Below are 17969 nucleotides of genomic sequence, written 5' to 3' on the forward strand. Positions count from 1 at the left end.
AAAATAAAAAAACAAGATTTAACTCTTGTTTTTTGTATCTATAAGATTATTAAGATAATTATTTTTTATTAAAATATTGTTCAATAAATTTCTTAGCAATTGCTTGTCTTGCAGAGACACTATCAATATCACCGGTAGCGTTTTTATTAAAGACAGCAAGTGCTTGGAAAGTAATATCTCCAGCAGTCTCAGCTTTATCTTTTCCACCAATTTGGCTAAAGTCAAGTCCTCTTTTTAGAAGGGCTGCTAGAGAATCATCTAGACTTGTACTATCTTTTAAATTAAATTCAGATTCAATAGCATCACCGAGTGGGTCTTTAGCTATAGATGATCTTAGAACAAATTTAAGTCGATTTTCTTGCACTCTTATTTCTAATAGTACGCTTTGATCTTTACCAATTGCAAAGTCTTGATCAACTGTTCCACCATTGAAAAATGAGAAAAATTTTAAATTATCAAATTTTTTGAGTATATTTTCTTTAGCGGTTTTTTCACTTTTATCAATAATAGATAAAATTTTGTTATCTGTGTTAGGGCTCACATTAGTTGCAGACTCTGTACCAGGAAGAACATCAAATGATTTTGATTTAGTTAAAAGAGCAATTAAGGTAGGAATTTCTGTTACAGAATTACTAGATTTTATACCTTGATATTCTAAGCCAATTAGATAGGAATCTTTGAATTTCTCAAAATTTGGTGTTGTTTGAAAATCAGGTGCTTTTTGAATAAAAATATTTACTTGCCCATTTGGATTTTTGCTATCTGATTTTAGAAGATAAAGTTTTCCTGAAGTTGGCAATTGACTTGGTTTAAATGCTAAATAAATTAATCCATCTTTAACATTGGTGAGTTGACTAGCGTCTTTGTTATAAGTGGTTTTTATCGCTTCTGTATTAGAAAGTGTGAGGCTTTTTTCAGATTTAATTTGAATTCCATCTTTTTGAACTTCAATATCACTTTGGTCAGCTTCTCATTGGAATTTATTGTTGATTAGTGAATTAGTTTTGTATTTTTGTTCACTACTTGAGCTAGCGTTGCTAAAGTCGACAAAGATGTCAGCATTATAAGCAGTTGCTGCATTGTAAGCTAAATTGCTTTTTACAACATTTGCTATTGGTAAGCTAAATCTGGTGATTACTTTTTGAGCATCACTTAAGATAATCTCAAGTGCATAATTATTGAAATAGCTAGATTGCAATTCAATAAAAGTATTTTCTGGTAAATGGTTTTGAGTAAGTAAGTTTTCTAAAATTGATTTTAGATATTGACCAGCTGGTGTTTTTTGATCATCACCACTATCGCTTGGGATTTCAACACCAGTTCTATCTAAAATAGAAAAGAGTTGTTGTCCAGATTTTTCTAAAAGTTGACTTGACAATTTCTTACCTAAAAATGGGGAAAGCGCAGCATCTAAATCATCTTGACTAATGGCTATGTTGATATTGCTTTTTGGATCAACTTCAATTTTATTTGTATTTTTAAAGTAGTTTGCTACTACAGTTTTGTAAACATCACCACGGGCATCAACTACGACATCAATTTTTTGTGATAGTTCATCTTTTCCATCAATTAGATCAACTCCATTTGGAACTTTATCGCTTTTATTAACATTACTATTAAATTTTAATGTGACCATAATTTCTCCATTGTTGATCAAATTTGCCACAACACTTGCATCTGGGGCGCTAAATTGTGACTCATTGCCATTAGTTTTTGGAAAATCAATGCTAAAATCACTCGCTTGAATTCCATTTTTTTCTGTATCAAATTGTAAACTTTGTTGTTGATCTCTTTGCTCAAATCAAAAATCAAATTTTTGAATATCAGCAAGTGATTTGTCTTTAAATTCATCACTTTGTGCAAGAACACTTGGAATAGTGGAACTGTAGAGCACTTGTGCTAAGCTTAGCTTGTTAGTTGCCAATAAGTTAGCCAAATTATCTTTAATTTTATAGTATTTGCTAAAAGTAGAAGCTAATTGACTAGTTAAGTTTTGTGATAAACCACTAATTTTACTAAAGTTAAGAATTACTTCTTGTTTTTCATTATTATTGCTATTAATGAGTTCTAAAATGATGCTAAGCTCACCAGTTGAGCTATCAACTTTGGCAAAAGATAATCTATTTTGCTCATCAACTTTGGCAGCTAATGAATAATTAGCTGGTAAAATGGTTGGTTTTTGAGTTTGATCAAATAAGCTAAGACCACCAAAAGCAGCAACTGTTTTTGCAAAAGCAAGTGCATTTTGATTATTATTAGCTGCTAACTCTTTTTCAAAAGTTTTTTGGAACGCAATTGCTAAAGTTGAAGGACTTTGATATTTTAAAATACTTGCTGAACTAAGTTGAATTTTAGAAGTGTTTTGATCGATGATAAAGTTGGCAAAAGCATTGGTGCTTGGAGATGCAAAACCTAAAATATTGGCACTTGAGCTATAGTAGAGTTTATTTTTTTCATCAATTCCAATTAAAATAGCTCCTTTGATCTCTCCACCTTCAGCTTTTGTAATATTATTTGCATCTTCAGTGGCACTAATAGTGCGTAATTCAAATTGCATATTTGGTGCTTTTGCTTTAAGTGGACTTAAATCAACAATATCAATTAATTCAAATGAATAAGTTTTATCATTGTGTAAATCAAGAGCACTTTGGGCACTAATTCTATTTTTGTAAGCCTCATTGACAGTTAGTGAACTAGCTAGTTGTATAAAGTCATCTCTTGTGAAGTCGAAATTGCTCTTAAAAGCAACTGCTTTTGCAATTTCTTGTGAACTAGCATTTAATTTTCTTTGATAGTCATTGGCTTTTGCTCTAACTGCAACAATTGGTGCAACAACAATAGTAAGAGCAGCAACTGCTGAAAGTCCAATAATTAATGATGTTTTAAAATTAGGTTTTTTCATTGTTTAAATAATTTCCTTTCTTGCTTTTATCTTACTAACTCTGGAACAAAGATTCCACCGAATGGATTTCCTTTTTGTCCTTGTTGTTGAGATTGAGGTTGAGATGGTTGTTGAGATGGTTGTTGAGGTTGTGGTTGAGGAGGAGTAGCAGGAGGAACTGGTGTAGCTGGCGCAGATGGGCCAGGTGTAGCTGGGGCAGGCGCTGATGGGGTAGTAGCTCCTGGTGTTGGTGAGGATGATGAACTACTTGAACTTGAAGAGCTTGAAGAACTTGAAGAGCTTGAAGAACTTGAAGAGCTTGAAGAACTTGAAGAGCCTGCAGAACTTGAAGAGCCTGCAGAACTTGAAGATGAACCACCCCCTCCTGATCCTTGACCAGGTTGTGTTGTAGTAGATCCTCCTGATCCTACATTAAAACTAGGAGTGCTTGATCCTCCACCATTTGATGATCCACCACCTTGTGCAGTTCCTGGTTGACTTGGTGCTGGACTATTAGTTTGGGTGGTACTACTATTTGTAATTGAGGAATTAGTTGTTGATCCTGAAGATTGTGGTGATGTTTGTGGTTGTGTTGGCTGGGTACTATTTGTTCCCTGACCACTAGTTTGTCCATTTGTAGATCCAGGTTGTTGAGATCCAGATTGTTGAGATCCACTTGTACCAGCTGATTGACCATTTGTTGAAGTATTTCCATTATTTCCACTTGGAGTACCACCTTGTGTGTTAGGTGAGCTTTGAGTGTTTTGGTCAGTTTGCTCTTGAGCTAAAGTTTCATTAACTGGTAATTTAAATTCTTTTTCAGCTTTGTGAATAATAATTTTGAGTGGAATAGAAGAATAATTGGTATTTAAAAATAATTGGTTGTCAATTTTACTTTTATCAAATTTAGGACTATCTGTTAAGTATAGTGATAATATTTTTTGATTTTTATTAGTAAATGGTGAAGTGGAGTCTACTAAAATTGAAGTAGCACCTTCAAGACCGTTGTCACCAGGTTGTAACTCACCATCTTTGAGCACAATTCTTTTTGCTACTAAATTGTAATTTGGATTAATTGCTTTTAGATAGTCAACTAATGATGTACCAACAATTGATTCAATATCTTTAACATCAGTAATTCCAGTTTTATTAGCTTTGTCTTCTATTTCTTTTACAGTTGTATCTAATTTGTTATATTCTTCTTCAGATAAGTAAACATTTTTATAAATAGTTGGAATTCCAATTACTACTTGGTCAAGTTGACCACTTGTATTAAATTGTTTTCCATCACTTTCTTTGACAAAAATAAGTAAATTATAATTATCACTTATAAAAGTATTGTTTACTGTATTAGTTTTTTCATCTTTGAAACCTAAACTATAGTTATATTGTAAAAGACGGACATGTTTTTTAACAAAATCTTTCTCTTTTAGCACTTCTTGTATAATAAGAGCGTTTTTTGATCCATCAATATCAACAAATTCAGAATCTATGCCTGTTGAACTTGTATTTGTTCTTTTTTTAATAGCATCTATTATTTTTTCAGCTGCTGCTTCAGCTGCTTTTTTTTCTGCTTCTAATTCGTCAACTGTTATTTGACTAAAGTGAGTGTTATAAGTTAGAGAAGAAGAAATTGGTAGTAATGTGTCAGTAAATTGTTGTGAGAAAATTTTGTAGTAAAAGGCTACTAAAAGATCTCCAAGATTTGCAATTTCAACACCTGCAGATGAGTTTAATTGATCACTAAGTTCATCTGGGTCTGCATTATTTTGAGCATAATCTCTAATAAAGTTGATAATTTCATTGGTATCAACAGCACTTGCAATTTTTGCTGTTGAATAAGTAGGTATGACTGCTTGTGTTTTGCCAGGTTGGCTAACTTGAGTTGTACCATCAACAATTGCAAGGTCTAATATTTCTTCAACTGCGTTGTCTCTTAGACCTTGTGGTAAGGAAAGTGTAGAAATAAATCCAAGATTTGAATATCTTTGATAATTTCTGTTAAAAGAAAAGTATTGGAATTTGGCACCATCTTTAAAACTAATTTGTCTTAATTGTTGGAAAAGTTGTTTTGGATTACTAATTTCAACACTGCTATCAATTAAATTATTTGCTTTTAATAATTCTATAAAATAATTAGCCACAGTTTCTGCACCTTGGTGTGCTAATTTAGTATAAAAACGAGCAACATCAAAGTCATTTGTAAAGTAATCATTATTGAAGTTTAAAATTTTATAGTTTGTCTCTTGTTCCAAATTAGATCTTTTTGACTTGGTAGCAAAATCTTCAACACTAGGTAAAACAAATTTTTGGGTTAATGCTTTTAAAATTTGTTGATTATTAAATTGATATCCATATCTTGAGCGATCTGATAATAATTTTTGTAATTGATCAAATTTAGAATTTTTAATTAATTGATCAATTTCTTTTCCAGATGCTAAATCTAAATAAGCATATTCGTTAATACTTGAGGCATCTCTAGTATAGTTATTGTTTTGTAAACCTTGTCTAATTTTATTTAAACTTAGACGAATATTATCTGGCAAGCTAGCATATTTTTCTTTAGAAATTGTAAATAGTGAATTTTTAAATGCACCTAAAATAGTACTAAATTCTTTAGTAAAGATAATTGTACCAGCATTACTTTTAGCAACAATTGTTCCACCAACTTTGACAACTGGGCGACCATCGTATAATACCAAGTCTAACTGTGAGGAATCTAAGGTAATATCAAAATTTAAGAAATTATCAACACTTCCAAGTGGTAGATTTTCTAATCCAGTTTCAAATCTAATATATTTAGCTAAATCTTGATTTAAACCTTGTTGAACAACAAAAGTTAAAAATTGATCACGATCTTCTTTGTTAGTAAAAAGTGAACCATTGATAAATTGAATAAATTCAATAGGGTCAACTAATCTAAAGTCAAATTTGGCTGTTCTTACTTGATTTGCAAGAGCACTAATATCAGAAGCTGCCAATGTTGGATCATTTAATGTAGCATCAGCAGTGGTTTTAGGTGTAGTAGTTGCTCCTGCTCCAGTTGCTCCGGCAGATGATGTTTGAGGAACAGATGTATCTTCATAACTTTGTGTTATTGCTGATTTCGAAATTAAAGGAGATCTACGAACTCTAGTAGTTCCAGGTTTATTAAAATCAGCTTTTGCAATATTTTTTTTAACAAATTCATTTAATATGTTTGCAAAATTTTGTTTTTCCTTAGTTGCAATAGTGAATGGATTTGTTTTATCTTTACGAGAGTAAAAATCTTGAACACTAAATGGAGTAATACTAATTTTATCTTCAAGTTTAGTAGAAGTCAATAAATCTTTTAGATTTAATCTTAAAATATCAATGTGTTTGAAATCTTTACCATCAAAATTGGTGATAGTTTTTTTAAATTGATCACTAAATTCTGTTTGTAAAAATAATACTACTTCATCTTTATTGTCTACTAATGGAAGTGCATATTCATTGTTAGTGTTTGGATTTTTGATTAAGGAAACTTTATATTTGGAAATTGTGACACCATTATTATCAAACACATTATTGGTATCACTTGCAATTCTATCAATTACAGATTGTAGATCAAAATATTTATTAACTATTTGTTGTGCCTCATCTGATGATTGTGCTTTATTGACATCCTTAGCAAAATCATTTGAAGAAGTCAACTCAAGTGGAACAACTGAATTTTTCTCAGCTTGTCCTTTTAAAGTAGCAATAAATTCACCATAAGTTCTTGGTCTGATGGATTTAAATAATTGTTGCCCTTTGTGAGCAAAACTTGCTAATGAAAATTCTGGAAGAAAACCAAAACTTAGTGTTTTAACTCTAAGATTTGATTTTGCAACATCATTATTATCAAGCTTGCTTTGGACATAATAATAAACTTTAAATGATTGATCTTGATCATCGGCAATGATGTCTTTGATTACAATTTCACAACAATTTCATTCTGAATCAGTTATTAATGTAGGTTGATTGTTTTTAGTTGTAAAAAAATCAAAAAAACCAAAAGCAGTCACATCAGATTTTTTGTGACCATTTTCTACTAATTTACTTTTTAAACTAGCATATGTAGTATTAACACCTATGCTCTCGTCTTTGAAGACAATATTTGAAATACTATTAGCTTTTTCCTCTACATTTTTTAGAGGATCACCATCATATTTGGTAGTCGAAGCAATTCCAACTGGAATAGCAAAAAGTGCTACACCAGCTGCAGCTGCCCCAAGACCTATAATTAATTTTTTATTTTCCATATTAGTTTTTTTATGTTTCCTTTTTTGTTAATAATTTTTATAGTATTTATAATTAAAATTCTAAGTTTTTTTGCTTAAAAAACAAGGTAAAAGACCTTTTTTTTAATTAAAAAGGCAAAATTTAGTTCATAAATACAAATATGATAGAAAAATTTTAACCTAAAAACTTTATTTTTCTATATAAAAAACCAAGATTTTCAAATAGGACTAATAAAAGCTTTCATAATTGCTATTTACATTATTAAAAATTCTATAAAAATAAAGGTATAACATTGATAATTGATGAAAAAATAATAACTAATATAATGATTGAGACATCAATGAAAATAATGACAATAAAGTTGACAATAATGGTAAATATTAAAAAAAGTTTTCGACAAAATTTTGGGGACTAAACAAGCAATTTTGCTTGCATAACACACTTAATTTTATAGGTTCTTATTTATTCAATCACAAACTAAGAGTAATTATTACTTGCTTTCTAATTTTTTAATGCCACTATCATTAAGTTTTTCAAGCGATGTCAACTGTGTTCTTGCGAGTTTCACATATATCCCTTTTGCATTTGTTGTATTAATCCATTTTTGTGGCGATAATGTAAATGCATTGCTACCAGCCTTTTTCAAACCCCCTCGAATTCGAGGGGGTTAAATTCAAGATTATTTAACTGCTCCCATATTCTCTACCTGATTTAGAAATAATACCTATTGAATTTGTATTTTTAATCCATCTTTGTGGAGATAATGTAAATGCATTGCTACCTGCTTTCTTTCTAAAGGAGTCGAATTCGACTCCTTTAGAATTAGGGTTGTTAATAGTCTCCCATAGACCAAGGAATTCAATTGTATCTCTTACCCTTAACCAGTTTTTAACAACATCTTTAGGTTCATGCATATTTTTATACCTTGCTATATCTGTTAAGCTTATATAATCATTTTATTATAGTTAAGTTATTAATTTTACGTTTGCATAATTAGAAAATTAAAGTTTATATTTAGTAAAGTAAAAATCAAAATGCCACTAAGGATTAAGGCATTTTGATTGCGTTAAGAAATTTATTAAATAATAAGTTGTTATTTAAAAATTATAAGTCTATTATTGATTCATTAAGTAAAAAATCTTCTAAACCAATATATAAAATCCCATTTTCATCGTGTTTTGGAATTATTTTGTTTCTTACTATAACTATTTTTTTAAATGAATCATTTATTTTTTTCAGCGAGGTTATTTCTTGTTCTTTTTTCTCTAAATTATCAATATTAAGTGCTGATTGAATATAGTATCTTTTGTGACCTTTATTTATAACAAAATCTATTTCAAGCTGAATTTTTTTTCTTGTTGAGCCGTTTTTAAATTCATGTTCGACAACGCCAATGTCAATATTGTATCCTCTTCGAAGTAAATCATTGTAGATTATATTTTCCATTATATGAGTGTTTTCTATTTGGCGAAAATTTAATCTTGCATTTCTTAAGCCAATATCCGAAAAATAATATTTAAGCGGGGTTGAAAAATATTTAGAACCCTTTACATCGTAGCGATAAGCGCATTGAATAATATAAGATTCTTCAAAAAATTTAAGATACTTAAAAATTGTATTTGATGATATGTGTATTTGTTTTTCTGACAAAAAACGTTTTGCAAGCTTAGAGGGATTGGTTAAAGAGCCAATATTTGAAGACGTAAAGTCAAGCAGGATTTCAAGTATTTGTTGCTCATTATATATTTGATTGCGCTCAAGAATGTCTTTAATATACGTTTGCTTGAATAACTGCTTTAAATAATGACTTTTTTGTTCATCATTTTGCAATTTATAAATATGTGGCATACCGCCATATACAAAATAATGTTCAAAAGCTTCTGATTTGTCATCAAATAATTCGTAAACCTCAGCAAAAGATAAAGGATGTACATGTACTTGGTCTCCGCGATCTCTAAATTGAGTTAATAAATTTGATGAAAGCATTTTAGAGTTGCTACCAGTAATATAAATATCTAAGTTACTATGTTTCATAAGGCTTAAAAGCACATCAACAAAGGTTATATTTTTTTCACTACTTTCTATATAGGGATTTGATACATTTTCAGATAATTGGATTTCGTCAATGAAAATGTAGTACATTTTGTTTATATTTTTTGTTTTTTGCTTAATATATTCATTTAATCTAAATGGATTTCGGTATTCAATATTATCAATTTGGTCAAGAGCAATTGTTATAATTTGATTTTCTTTAATTCCGCTGCTAAGTAGATAATCGCGATATAAATTGAATAATAAATATGATTTTCCGCATCTTCTTATGCCAGTAATAATCTTGATTCTGCCATTCTCTTTTTTATCAATTATTTGGTTTAGATAAAAATCGCGTTTTATTATCATTTTGCTACCTCACTTGAAAAATTTAGGTGGATTTCCACCTTTTTATTTCAAAATAATTTTAGCATAAAAAAACTCATCTTTAGTAATAGTTTGAAAAATTTAAGTGGATTTCCACCTTTTTACTTCAAAGTTTTTTAAAAAATATTTCTTCTAAAAAACAAATAAACTAAGACAAAAAAGTTAAAGTTGAGGTGTTGGCTTTTTTGTCTTAGTTTATATTGACTTAATTCATTTTTTCTATTTCTTAAATTTATTTTTGACATTTAGTTAATGTGGATTTTTAAATTTTCTATCATTTACACAGCGCTTACAAAAGCGGAGCATTTTATCTTAAGAATTTATAAAATATTGCCATTAAAATCAACTATATTAAAATCTAATTTATAATTTATATATAAATTATTAAGGATAATATAAATATGGCTGAATTTAACGAAAAAACAAGAGTTCAAATACCTGCATTAGTGCATTTGTTAAGACTTGGATACATATATCTTGGAAGAAATTCTGATAGTAAAAAATCATTTGAATATGATGCTACTACCAATATTGCTATCGAGATTTTTAAAGAAAAATTTTTTCAATTAAATCCGACTTTTAAAGGTGATTTTAACGAGGTGTTACGTGAAATAAAACACGACCTAAACAATGATGATTTAGGAATGAGTTTTTATAACCGTTTAATCTCAGATAATCAAAAATTAATAGATTTTGATAATATCAATAACAACTCTTTTCATTTCACTGGAGAATTTTCTTACCGTAACGAAGGCGAAGAACTAAGACCTGATATAACCTTATTTATTAATGGTTTACCCTTAGTTTTTATCGAGGTTAAAACACCTAATAATCCTGGAGGTGTCGTTGCTGAAGCCGAAAGGATGAATAACAAAAGATTACCAAATCGCAAATTTAAAAGATATATAAACATTAACCAATTAATGATTTTTTCAAATAATATGGAATACGATAATGTTGACGGTATTGCGCCAGTTGAGGGCGCGTTTTACAGCACTGCGGCAAAGCAAAAAGCGTTTTTCAATTGCTTTAGAGAAGATTCAGATAAGTTTATCAATGACTATCCTTATGGACCTATAGATAAAGATATAGAAAAACAAATCATTGGTGATTTTAATGCACATACATTACTTTGGGCTCCAGAATACAAAACAAATTTATATTTTGATACCCCCACAAATAGAATTATCACATCTTTATGTTCTCCAGAAAGATTGCTTTTTATCATTAAATACGGTATTGCCTATTTAAACTATAATAAAGAACTAGATGGTAATATCGAGCAATTTAACCTAAAACACATAATGCGATATCAACAATTGCTAGCTACATTAGCGGTTCGTGATACCCTTAATGAAGGTAAAAAGTCAGGAATTATTTGACACACTCAAGGGAGTGGAAAAACTGCACTGTCATATTATTTAATAAGATATTTGAATGACTATTTTTCTTCCCAAAACAAGGTTGCTAAATTTTACTTTATTGTCGACAGATTGGATTTACTAGAACAAGCTAAACAAGAATTCGAATATCGTGGTTTGTCAGTTAAAACGCCTCGCAATAAAGAAGAATTAATGGCACAATTCCAAACAACACATGCTACCGAAGGCATTGATGGAAAAATGGAAATAACCGTAGTTAATATCCAACGATTTGATGAAAAAGATGAGATCAATATTCCTGATTACTCAGTAAATTTACAAAGAATTTTTATAATAGATGAAGCGCACAGAAGTTATAAAAAGGGTGGTAGTTTTTTAGCAAATTTATTTAATGCTGATACTAACTCAATAAAAATTGGCTAACTGGCACACCGCTTTTAAGAAAAGATAAAGAATCATGGTCTATATTTGGCAATTATATTCACACATATTATTATGATAAATCTATAAAAGATGGCTATACACTAAAAATTATCAGAGAAGACGTTGAAACTTCATGTAAATTTAAACTAGAAAAAATATATGACAGCCTACAAGAATTAGCGCAAAAAAAAGATGTAAAAATGTCTAATATTATTGAACATGATTCATATGTTGAGGAACTTACAAAATTCATAATCAGAGATTTTAAACAATTTCAAATATCTCGCGAGAGCAATTCATTAGGAGGCATGGTTATTTGCGAAACAAGCAACCAAGCGAAAAAAATATATAATTTTTTCAACAAGATCCAAAGCAATGCAGAAGATAATGAGTTTGAAAAAACCAATTTAAAAGCTGCTCTAATTTTACATGACACTGATGATAAGGCCACCAGAATAAAGTATATCAACGACTTTAAAAAAGGGAACAATATTGATATTTTAATTGTTTATAACATGCTTTTAACTGGTTTTGATGCACCTAGACTAAAAAAAATATATTTTGGTCGAAAATTAACTGACCATACATTGCTACAAGCTATAACTCGCGTTAATAGACCATATGAACAAAATACATACGGTTATATTATTGATTTTGCTGACATTAAGAAAAATTTTGATGATACAAACAAGGCATACCTTCACGAATTACAAAAAATAAGTGAACCAAGTGAAATAGAATCATATGATGTGTTAAATAGCATTATTGAAGATAAAGACAAATTAATTGAAAATGTAAAAAATGCATCAAACAAATTATTTAAATACACAATTAACAACTTGGAAATTTTTAATTCAGAAATATCTGAAATTGACGATAAAAAACATTTAATCGACTTAAGAAATGTATTATTTAGCGCAAGAGATTCATTTAATTTGGTTAGAACTTGAGGCGATGAAGTTTTGAAGGAAAAATTTAATGAAATCAAAATTGAAAATCTCCCAATTTTGATTAATCTACTTACAAAAAGAATAAATATAGTAAACCAAAAACTTGCATTAAAAGATAATGAATCATTTCAATCATCTATGAACAAAATCATGAATAATATTGAATTCATATTTAAAAAAACTTTGGTTAATGATGAATTAAAAATTGTCTCTACAGATATATTAAATGAAAAATGGGTTCAAATATCAAGAGAATTTGAAGCAAATATCGATACAAAAGATCCAGAGTACTCATCTTTACTCTCAATAATAAGAGACAAATTTGCTAAAAGAGGTTTCATTATTAAAAATATGGATGAATTCTATGAATCTTCCACATTTTTGGATAAAACATTATCTAATATAAAAAAGATTAACAAGGATAATAACAATTTACTAGCCAAGTATGACAATGACCAAAAATTTGTTCGTATACATAAACGGATTTTGGATTTAAACAAAAAACATGCTGATGAAAAAAGTGAATTAATTCTTTCAAACAATAATCATGAAATAATGAATGTGTTAAAAATGATAAAAAACAACATAGATAATGAAATTTATAAAAAGCGTTCTATTTTAAATAATCAAGGTTTCTTTAAAAAAACAATTAGTAGCACAATATATAACATTTTTGAAGAAGAAAAAATTGAAATGAATAATGAAGATATTAAATTCATTATTAATAATATTGAAGAGGGATACATTAGTCAAATCAAACAATAATTTATAGAATAAGGAAATAATAAATGAACTTAAAAGAAAAGACAATTAGTTTAATTGATGCATTAAAAGCAACTTGTCAGCATTATGGAATTGGAAATGATGGTAATGAGTATAAGGTAATTACCCAGGTTTTTCTTTATAAATTCATAAATGATAAGTTTGGATATGAAATTAAAAAAGTTAGTCCTGAATTAAATGTCGCAGACAAATGAGATGAATCTTATGCTAATATGAGCGAAGAAAAAAGAAAATCATTACTTAATAGACTTAAAGCAGATGTTCCGCTTCTTGAGCCCCAGCATTTAATTTCTGGACTTTGAAATCAGCAAAAAAAAGGTAATTTTGCACAAATTTTCGATTCAACAATGGAAGAAATAGCTGCTAAAAATGAAGCAATTTTCGCAACAGAAACTGTTCATAAAACAAGAATTCCTATTTTTGAAAAACTTACAATTTATGTTACCGATGATATCAAAAGGTCAGATTTTGCCAGAGCATTAGTTGATAAATTGGTTAATTTTTCTTTTGAAGAAGCTCTTGGTGAACACTATGATTTTTTTGCAGATATGTTTGAATATCTTCTAAAGGACTACAACACAAATGGAGGTGGAAAATACGCAGAGTATTACACCCCTCAATCAATTGCCAAAATAATGGCAAAATTACTCATTGGTGAACAAAAAGAGTTTAATAGCATTGAAATTTATGACCCTTCTGCTGGGACAGGAACGCTTGTAATGGCATTATCACACAGCATAGGTATTGATAGATGCACTATTTACACTCAAGATATTTCACAAAAAAGTAATAAGATGCTGAAATTTAATTTGATTTTAAATGGATTAGTTTCTTCATTACAAAACGCTATTCAAGGAGATACCTTGACCTCTCCATATCACAGAAGTGATGACAACAAATCATTAAGACAATTTGATTTTGTTGTTTCTAACCCACCTTTTAAATTAGATTTTTCAGAAACTAGAGAAAAATTATCTACTATGCCTGAGCGTTTTTGAGGTGGTGTGCCTAAGGTTCCGCCAACAAAAAAAGATAGTATGGCAATTTATACTTTATTTATTCAACATGTTATTAATTCATTAAAGAACGAAACAGGTAAAGGCGCAATTGTTATTCCAACCGGCTTTATCACATCTAAATCGGGTGTTGAAAGTAAAATTTTAAAAAGAATTGTTGATGAGAAAATAGTTTATGGTTGTGTAAGTATGCCATCTAATGTGTTTGCAAATACTGGCACTAATGTTACAGTACTATTCTTTGATAATGCTAGAAACCACGATAAAGTAATTTTGATTGATGCCTCAAAACTAGGCGAAGATTACAAGGATGGAAAAAACAAAAAAAGAAGATTAACTGAAAAAGATATTGACTTAATAATAAACACATTTAACAATAAAGAATCAATTGCCGACTTTTCAATAGCGGTCTCATATGATGATATAAAAGAAAAAAACTACTCACTGTCAGCCGGCCAGTATTTTGATATTAAAATTGATTATGTTGAAATAACCCAAGAAGAATTTGAAGCTAAAATGAATAAATATCAAAGCGAACTTCAAAAATATTTTGAAGAGGGAGATAAGCTTCAAAAAGAAATAATGGAACAACTGCAAAATTTAAAATTATCTAAAAAAAATATTTCATAACATTTTTATTTGTGGCCTAGAAAAATGAATATGATGCAGTAAATGATAAATTGAAGTTGATATTGATTGCAACAATACACAAAACTAATGTGCTTATTCAATATTCTAAGTTAAAGATGATAGTAAGCAAGACACAGACATTGAATTGCGGTGTTATAAAGTTATAATAAATAAAACTCCGCGCATTAAATTATTAAAAAACTCTAAAACTACGTTTTAACAAAGGAAAAATAACGATAATATGTACATTAAATATTACCAATAAAAATGACTTTAAGGTGATGGAATGAAAAAATTAATGAATTATGCAATTTATTCAAATGAAAAATTAAGTATTGATGGTCTTGATGTTTTTTATGTTGGTGTTGAAAACATTTTGCCAAATAAAAAGGGTATTAAACCTTCCTCGTTTGTGCCAAAAACCGGGAAATATACTAAATTTGAGAAATATGATATTTTGCTAGGTAATATAGGTCCTTATTTAAAGAAGATTTGACTAGCAGATAAAACTGGGTTAGCAAGTCCTGATGTTTTGGTTATAAAACCATTAGAATCTAGATTTGGAAAATATATTTATGCACACCTTTTAAATGATGTTTTTTTTAAATATGCAATGCTTGGAGTAAAAGGTTCAATATTGCCTCGTTGTGATAAAAATCATATTATGAACTATTCAATACCTGATGTTAAAAATAAGGAAAAGATAGGTGATTTTATCTACTTCATTAATAAAAAAATTGAAATAAATAATAAAATAAACGATAATTTATTTGTCTAGTCTTCAATAGTAACTTGGCCATTTAAAAGAAGAGGTAGTAGATAATCGCGAAGCTCAGTAATTTTTCTGTTTGAACAGATATTTTCTGTAATTTGTTCATAAATTGGTTTTGTAATTTTATGAAAATTGAGTAAAGTTCTGCGGTCCGGAATTAAAATATTAATAAAATTCAAATCATTGTTATTTACAGATTCTTGCGTTGCTCCGTGAGAAAGAATATCTTTTGCCATTTCGAAGTATGAGCTATTTATAAAAGAAGATATATACTCGAAAGAATTTTTTTCACATTCTAAACCGCAAAAACCTGTAGATAAAATCCCTTCATTAATCATAAAATCCATATTATCCGTAATGAATAAGTGTTTAACACTATTTTTCATTTTTGCAAATCAAACAGAGCTTTTTATTGGTTGCATATTAGCCCTGCTTTCTCGATTTTGGTATAAAACCTTATTCCCTGATGATATTTCTTTGTTATTGATGTCTGCTGTTGCAAAGTAAGTTTTTTCTTTGAATATATTAACACCGGGTTTAATTATTCTTGATATAGTGTTATTAGCTAATGTTTCAATTGACCATCCTTTAGGAATATATCTCTTTAATTCTTCATTAAATACCATTTCTCCACCTGATGATTTGTATGGATTTCCATTTTCATCAGGAAAGTCAAATTGAGTAAACCAATAATCATAAAGCAGTTTGGTTTGCTTCTCTAAATTATCGTTTATTTGTCTATTTATTTCGATTTTTTTATCAATAATCGATAAAACATTTGAAATTTTTTTCTGCTCGTCCAATTTTGGGCAAGCTAACTTATATTCAGAAAAAGTATTTTTACTAATAATTGGCACAACAGTTGAACTTCCACTATGTAAATTTAATACCTTACCCAATTCGAGCATCGCATAGTAAATGAAATCTATATCATATTTTGTTTCATTAACAATGATTGAGTTTATTTGTTGATTTGTAACTGTTTCTGAGGAAGTCATTGCAACTTTACCAATAGAGCCTATACAACTTACGCATATTGCATTTTTAGGTATAATTGATCCTTTTACTGAGTTTTTACCATCTTCGGTCAAATATTTATTCGTATTTTTAATATATTTCGTTGATCAATCATCAGATGGCGTGAAAAAAGGTGTTTTTCCACCATAAAATGAACTATTTGATGTTTTTGGCGTTTTGCCAGTAACTACTTTACCAATTTCACTGATTTTAACTTTTTTTCATTCATTCATTTTTCTACCCTATATATTTTTGATGTGCTTTTTTCACATTACTTTGCTTTACCATTGCATATTTTAGTGTCGTATCGACTTTTTCATGACCCAATAGCCTTTGAACTTGTTCAATTGGCATTCCTTTATCTATTGCAATTGTTGCCAATGTTCGTCTGAATTTGTGAGGATGAACTTTTTTAATATTAAGATCTTTACCAATTTTTCTGAGTCTTGATTCTATTCCATTTATACTAATTCTACCATATGGCAGTTTTAATGAAACAAACAAGGATTTGTTTTTATCCACTCTTGAATCTAAATATTTTTTTAAATGAATTTTTGTTCTAGCATCAAAATATACAATTCGTTGCTTATTTCCTTTTCCTACTACTATACACTCCCGTTCATTAAAATCTACATCTTCAATATTTAGTTTTACTAACTCCCCAACCCTCATTCCTGTGGAAGCTAAAATGTCAATCAATGCTAAATCTCGGTAATTATTGACATTATCTCTCATTATTTCAAGTTCTTCATCTGAATATGTTTCCTTAACGGTTATTGGTGCTTTAACTTTTTTAATTCTTCTAACTGGACTTTTTACGATGTAGTTTTCATCCTCTAGTCAGGAAAAGAAACTTGATAATATTCTCCTTATATTATCTATTGTTACCTTACTTGAATTATTTTTGTATTGATAATTTGACAAATAATTTCTCAAATCATTTGTCTCAATCTCATTAATTTGTTTATTTATTGATTTAACCATTGAATCAATAGTAGAAATATAGTATTTTATTGTTTTGTCGGAACAACCTTCTAATGTTTTTGAACCTATAAATAATTCAACTATTTTTTCATTAGATACATCATCGTTGTTATTTGAATTATTTTGCGCTAATATTAATTCCTGTTTTAGAACGTTTTTAAGTTCATTCATTTGCTTGTTATTTAAGCAGTGTTGCATTTTCTGCAAAATATTTTTAATATATTTATCATTCATATAATCTCCTAAATAAAAACTGGTTTAAAGCAGTTGAGTTTAATTATATATTCAACTAAACGATAATTTATTTGTCTAGTCTTCAATAGTAACTTGGCCATTTAAAAGAAAGAGGTAGTAGATAATCGCGAAGCTCGGTGAATTTTTCTGTTTGAACAGAATATTTTCTGTAATTTGTTCGAGAAATTGGTTTTGGAATTTTATGAAGAATTGAAGTGAAAGTTTCTGCGGTCC

Annotated in this window: 9 protein-coding genes and 1 pseudogene; 4 read left to right on the plus strand and 6 right to left on the minus strand. The window is 28.9% G+C overall.

All coding sequences use genetic code 4. The annotated features are described in order from the left end of the window. Positions 1-58: 58 nt before the first annotated feature. From MCJ_RS01925 to MCJ_RS01940, 4 genes are all read right to left on the minus strand, one after another. Positions 59-2902, minus strand: a complete 2844-nt coding sequence (locus MCJ_RS01925; protein WP_012751605.1) for a P110/LppT family adhesin N-terminal domain — start codon at positions 2900-2902, stop codon at positions 59-61. Between the two features lie 26 nt (positions 2903-2928). Further along, positions 2929-7146 (minus strand): P97 family adhesin, encoded by a 4218-nt coding sequence (locus MCJ_RS01930; RefSeq protein ID WP_012751606.1) that lies wholly within the window; start codon positions 7144-7146, stop codon positions 2929-2931. Positions 7147-7809: 663 nt separating this feature from the next. Next, positions 7810-8073: a KilA-N domain-containing protein gene (locus MCJ_RS01935; RefSeq protein ID WP_318025590.1), complete on the minus strand. Its 264-nt coding sequence runs from the start codon at positions 8071-8073 to the stop codon at positions 7810-7812. A 157-nt stretch (positions 8074-8230) separates the two neighbouring features. Further along, positions 8231-9526, minus strand: a complete 1296-nt coding sequence (locus MCJ_RS01940; protein WP_012751609.1) for an ATP-binding protein — start codon at positions 9524-9526, stop codon at positions 8231-8233. A gap of 419 nt (positions 9527-9945) precedes the next feature. Here MCJ_RS01940 and MCJ_RS03790 point away from each other — a divergent pair. The 4 genes and pseudogenes from MCJ_RS03790 to MCJ_RS01955 all read left to right on the plus strand — a co-directional run. Beyond that, a pseudogene (locus MCJ_RS03790) lies at positions 9946-11483 on the plus strand (type I restriction endonuclease); the annotation flags it as partial. Positions 11484-11549: 66 nt separating this feature from the next. After that, entirely contained in the window at positions 11550-13064 is a 1515-nt protein-coding gene (locus MCJ_RS03795) for a type I restriction enzyme subunit R domain-containing protein (protein WP_231833535.1), read from the plus strand. Between the two features lie 23 nt (positions 13065-13087). Continuing rightward, on the plus strand, positions 13088-14728 hold the full coding sequence (locus MCJ_RS01950; RefSeq protein ID WP_012751613.1) for an N-6 DNA methylase: 1641 nt from the start codon (positions 13088-13090) through the stop codon (positions 14726-14728). Positions 14729-15014: 286 nt separating this feature from the next. Further along, a complete protein-coding gene (locus MCJ_RS01955) occupies positions 15015-15506 on the plus strand; it encodes a restriction endonuclease subunit S domain-containing protein (RefSeq protein ID WP_012751614.1) in 492 nt (163 codons plus the stop codon). Here MCJ_RS01955 and MCJ_RS03730 read toward each other — a convergent pair. After that, positions 15503-16750, minus strand: coding sequence for a restriction endonuclease subunit S (locus MCJ_RS03730; RefSeq protein ID WP_012751615.1), 1248 nt, complete (start codon positions 16748-16750; stop codon positions 15503-15505). The two genes, MCJ_RS01955 and MCJ_RS03730, sit on opposite strands and share 4 nt — an antisense overlap. A gap of 4 nt (positions 16751-16754) precedes the next feature. Next, on the minus strand, positions 16755-17735 hold the full coding sequence (gene xerA, locus MCJ_RS01965; RefSeq protein WP_012751616.1) for a site-specific tyrosine recombinase/integron integrase: 981 nt from the start codon (positions 17733-17735) through the stop codon (positions 16755-16757). Positions 17736-17969 lie beyond the last annotated feature (234 nt).

Source organism: Mesomycoplasma conjunctivae (genome assembly GCF_000026765.1).
GTDB lineage: Bacteria > Bacillota_I > Bacilli_A > Mycoplasmatales > Metamycoplasmataceae > Mesomycoplasma > Mesomycoplasma conjunctivae.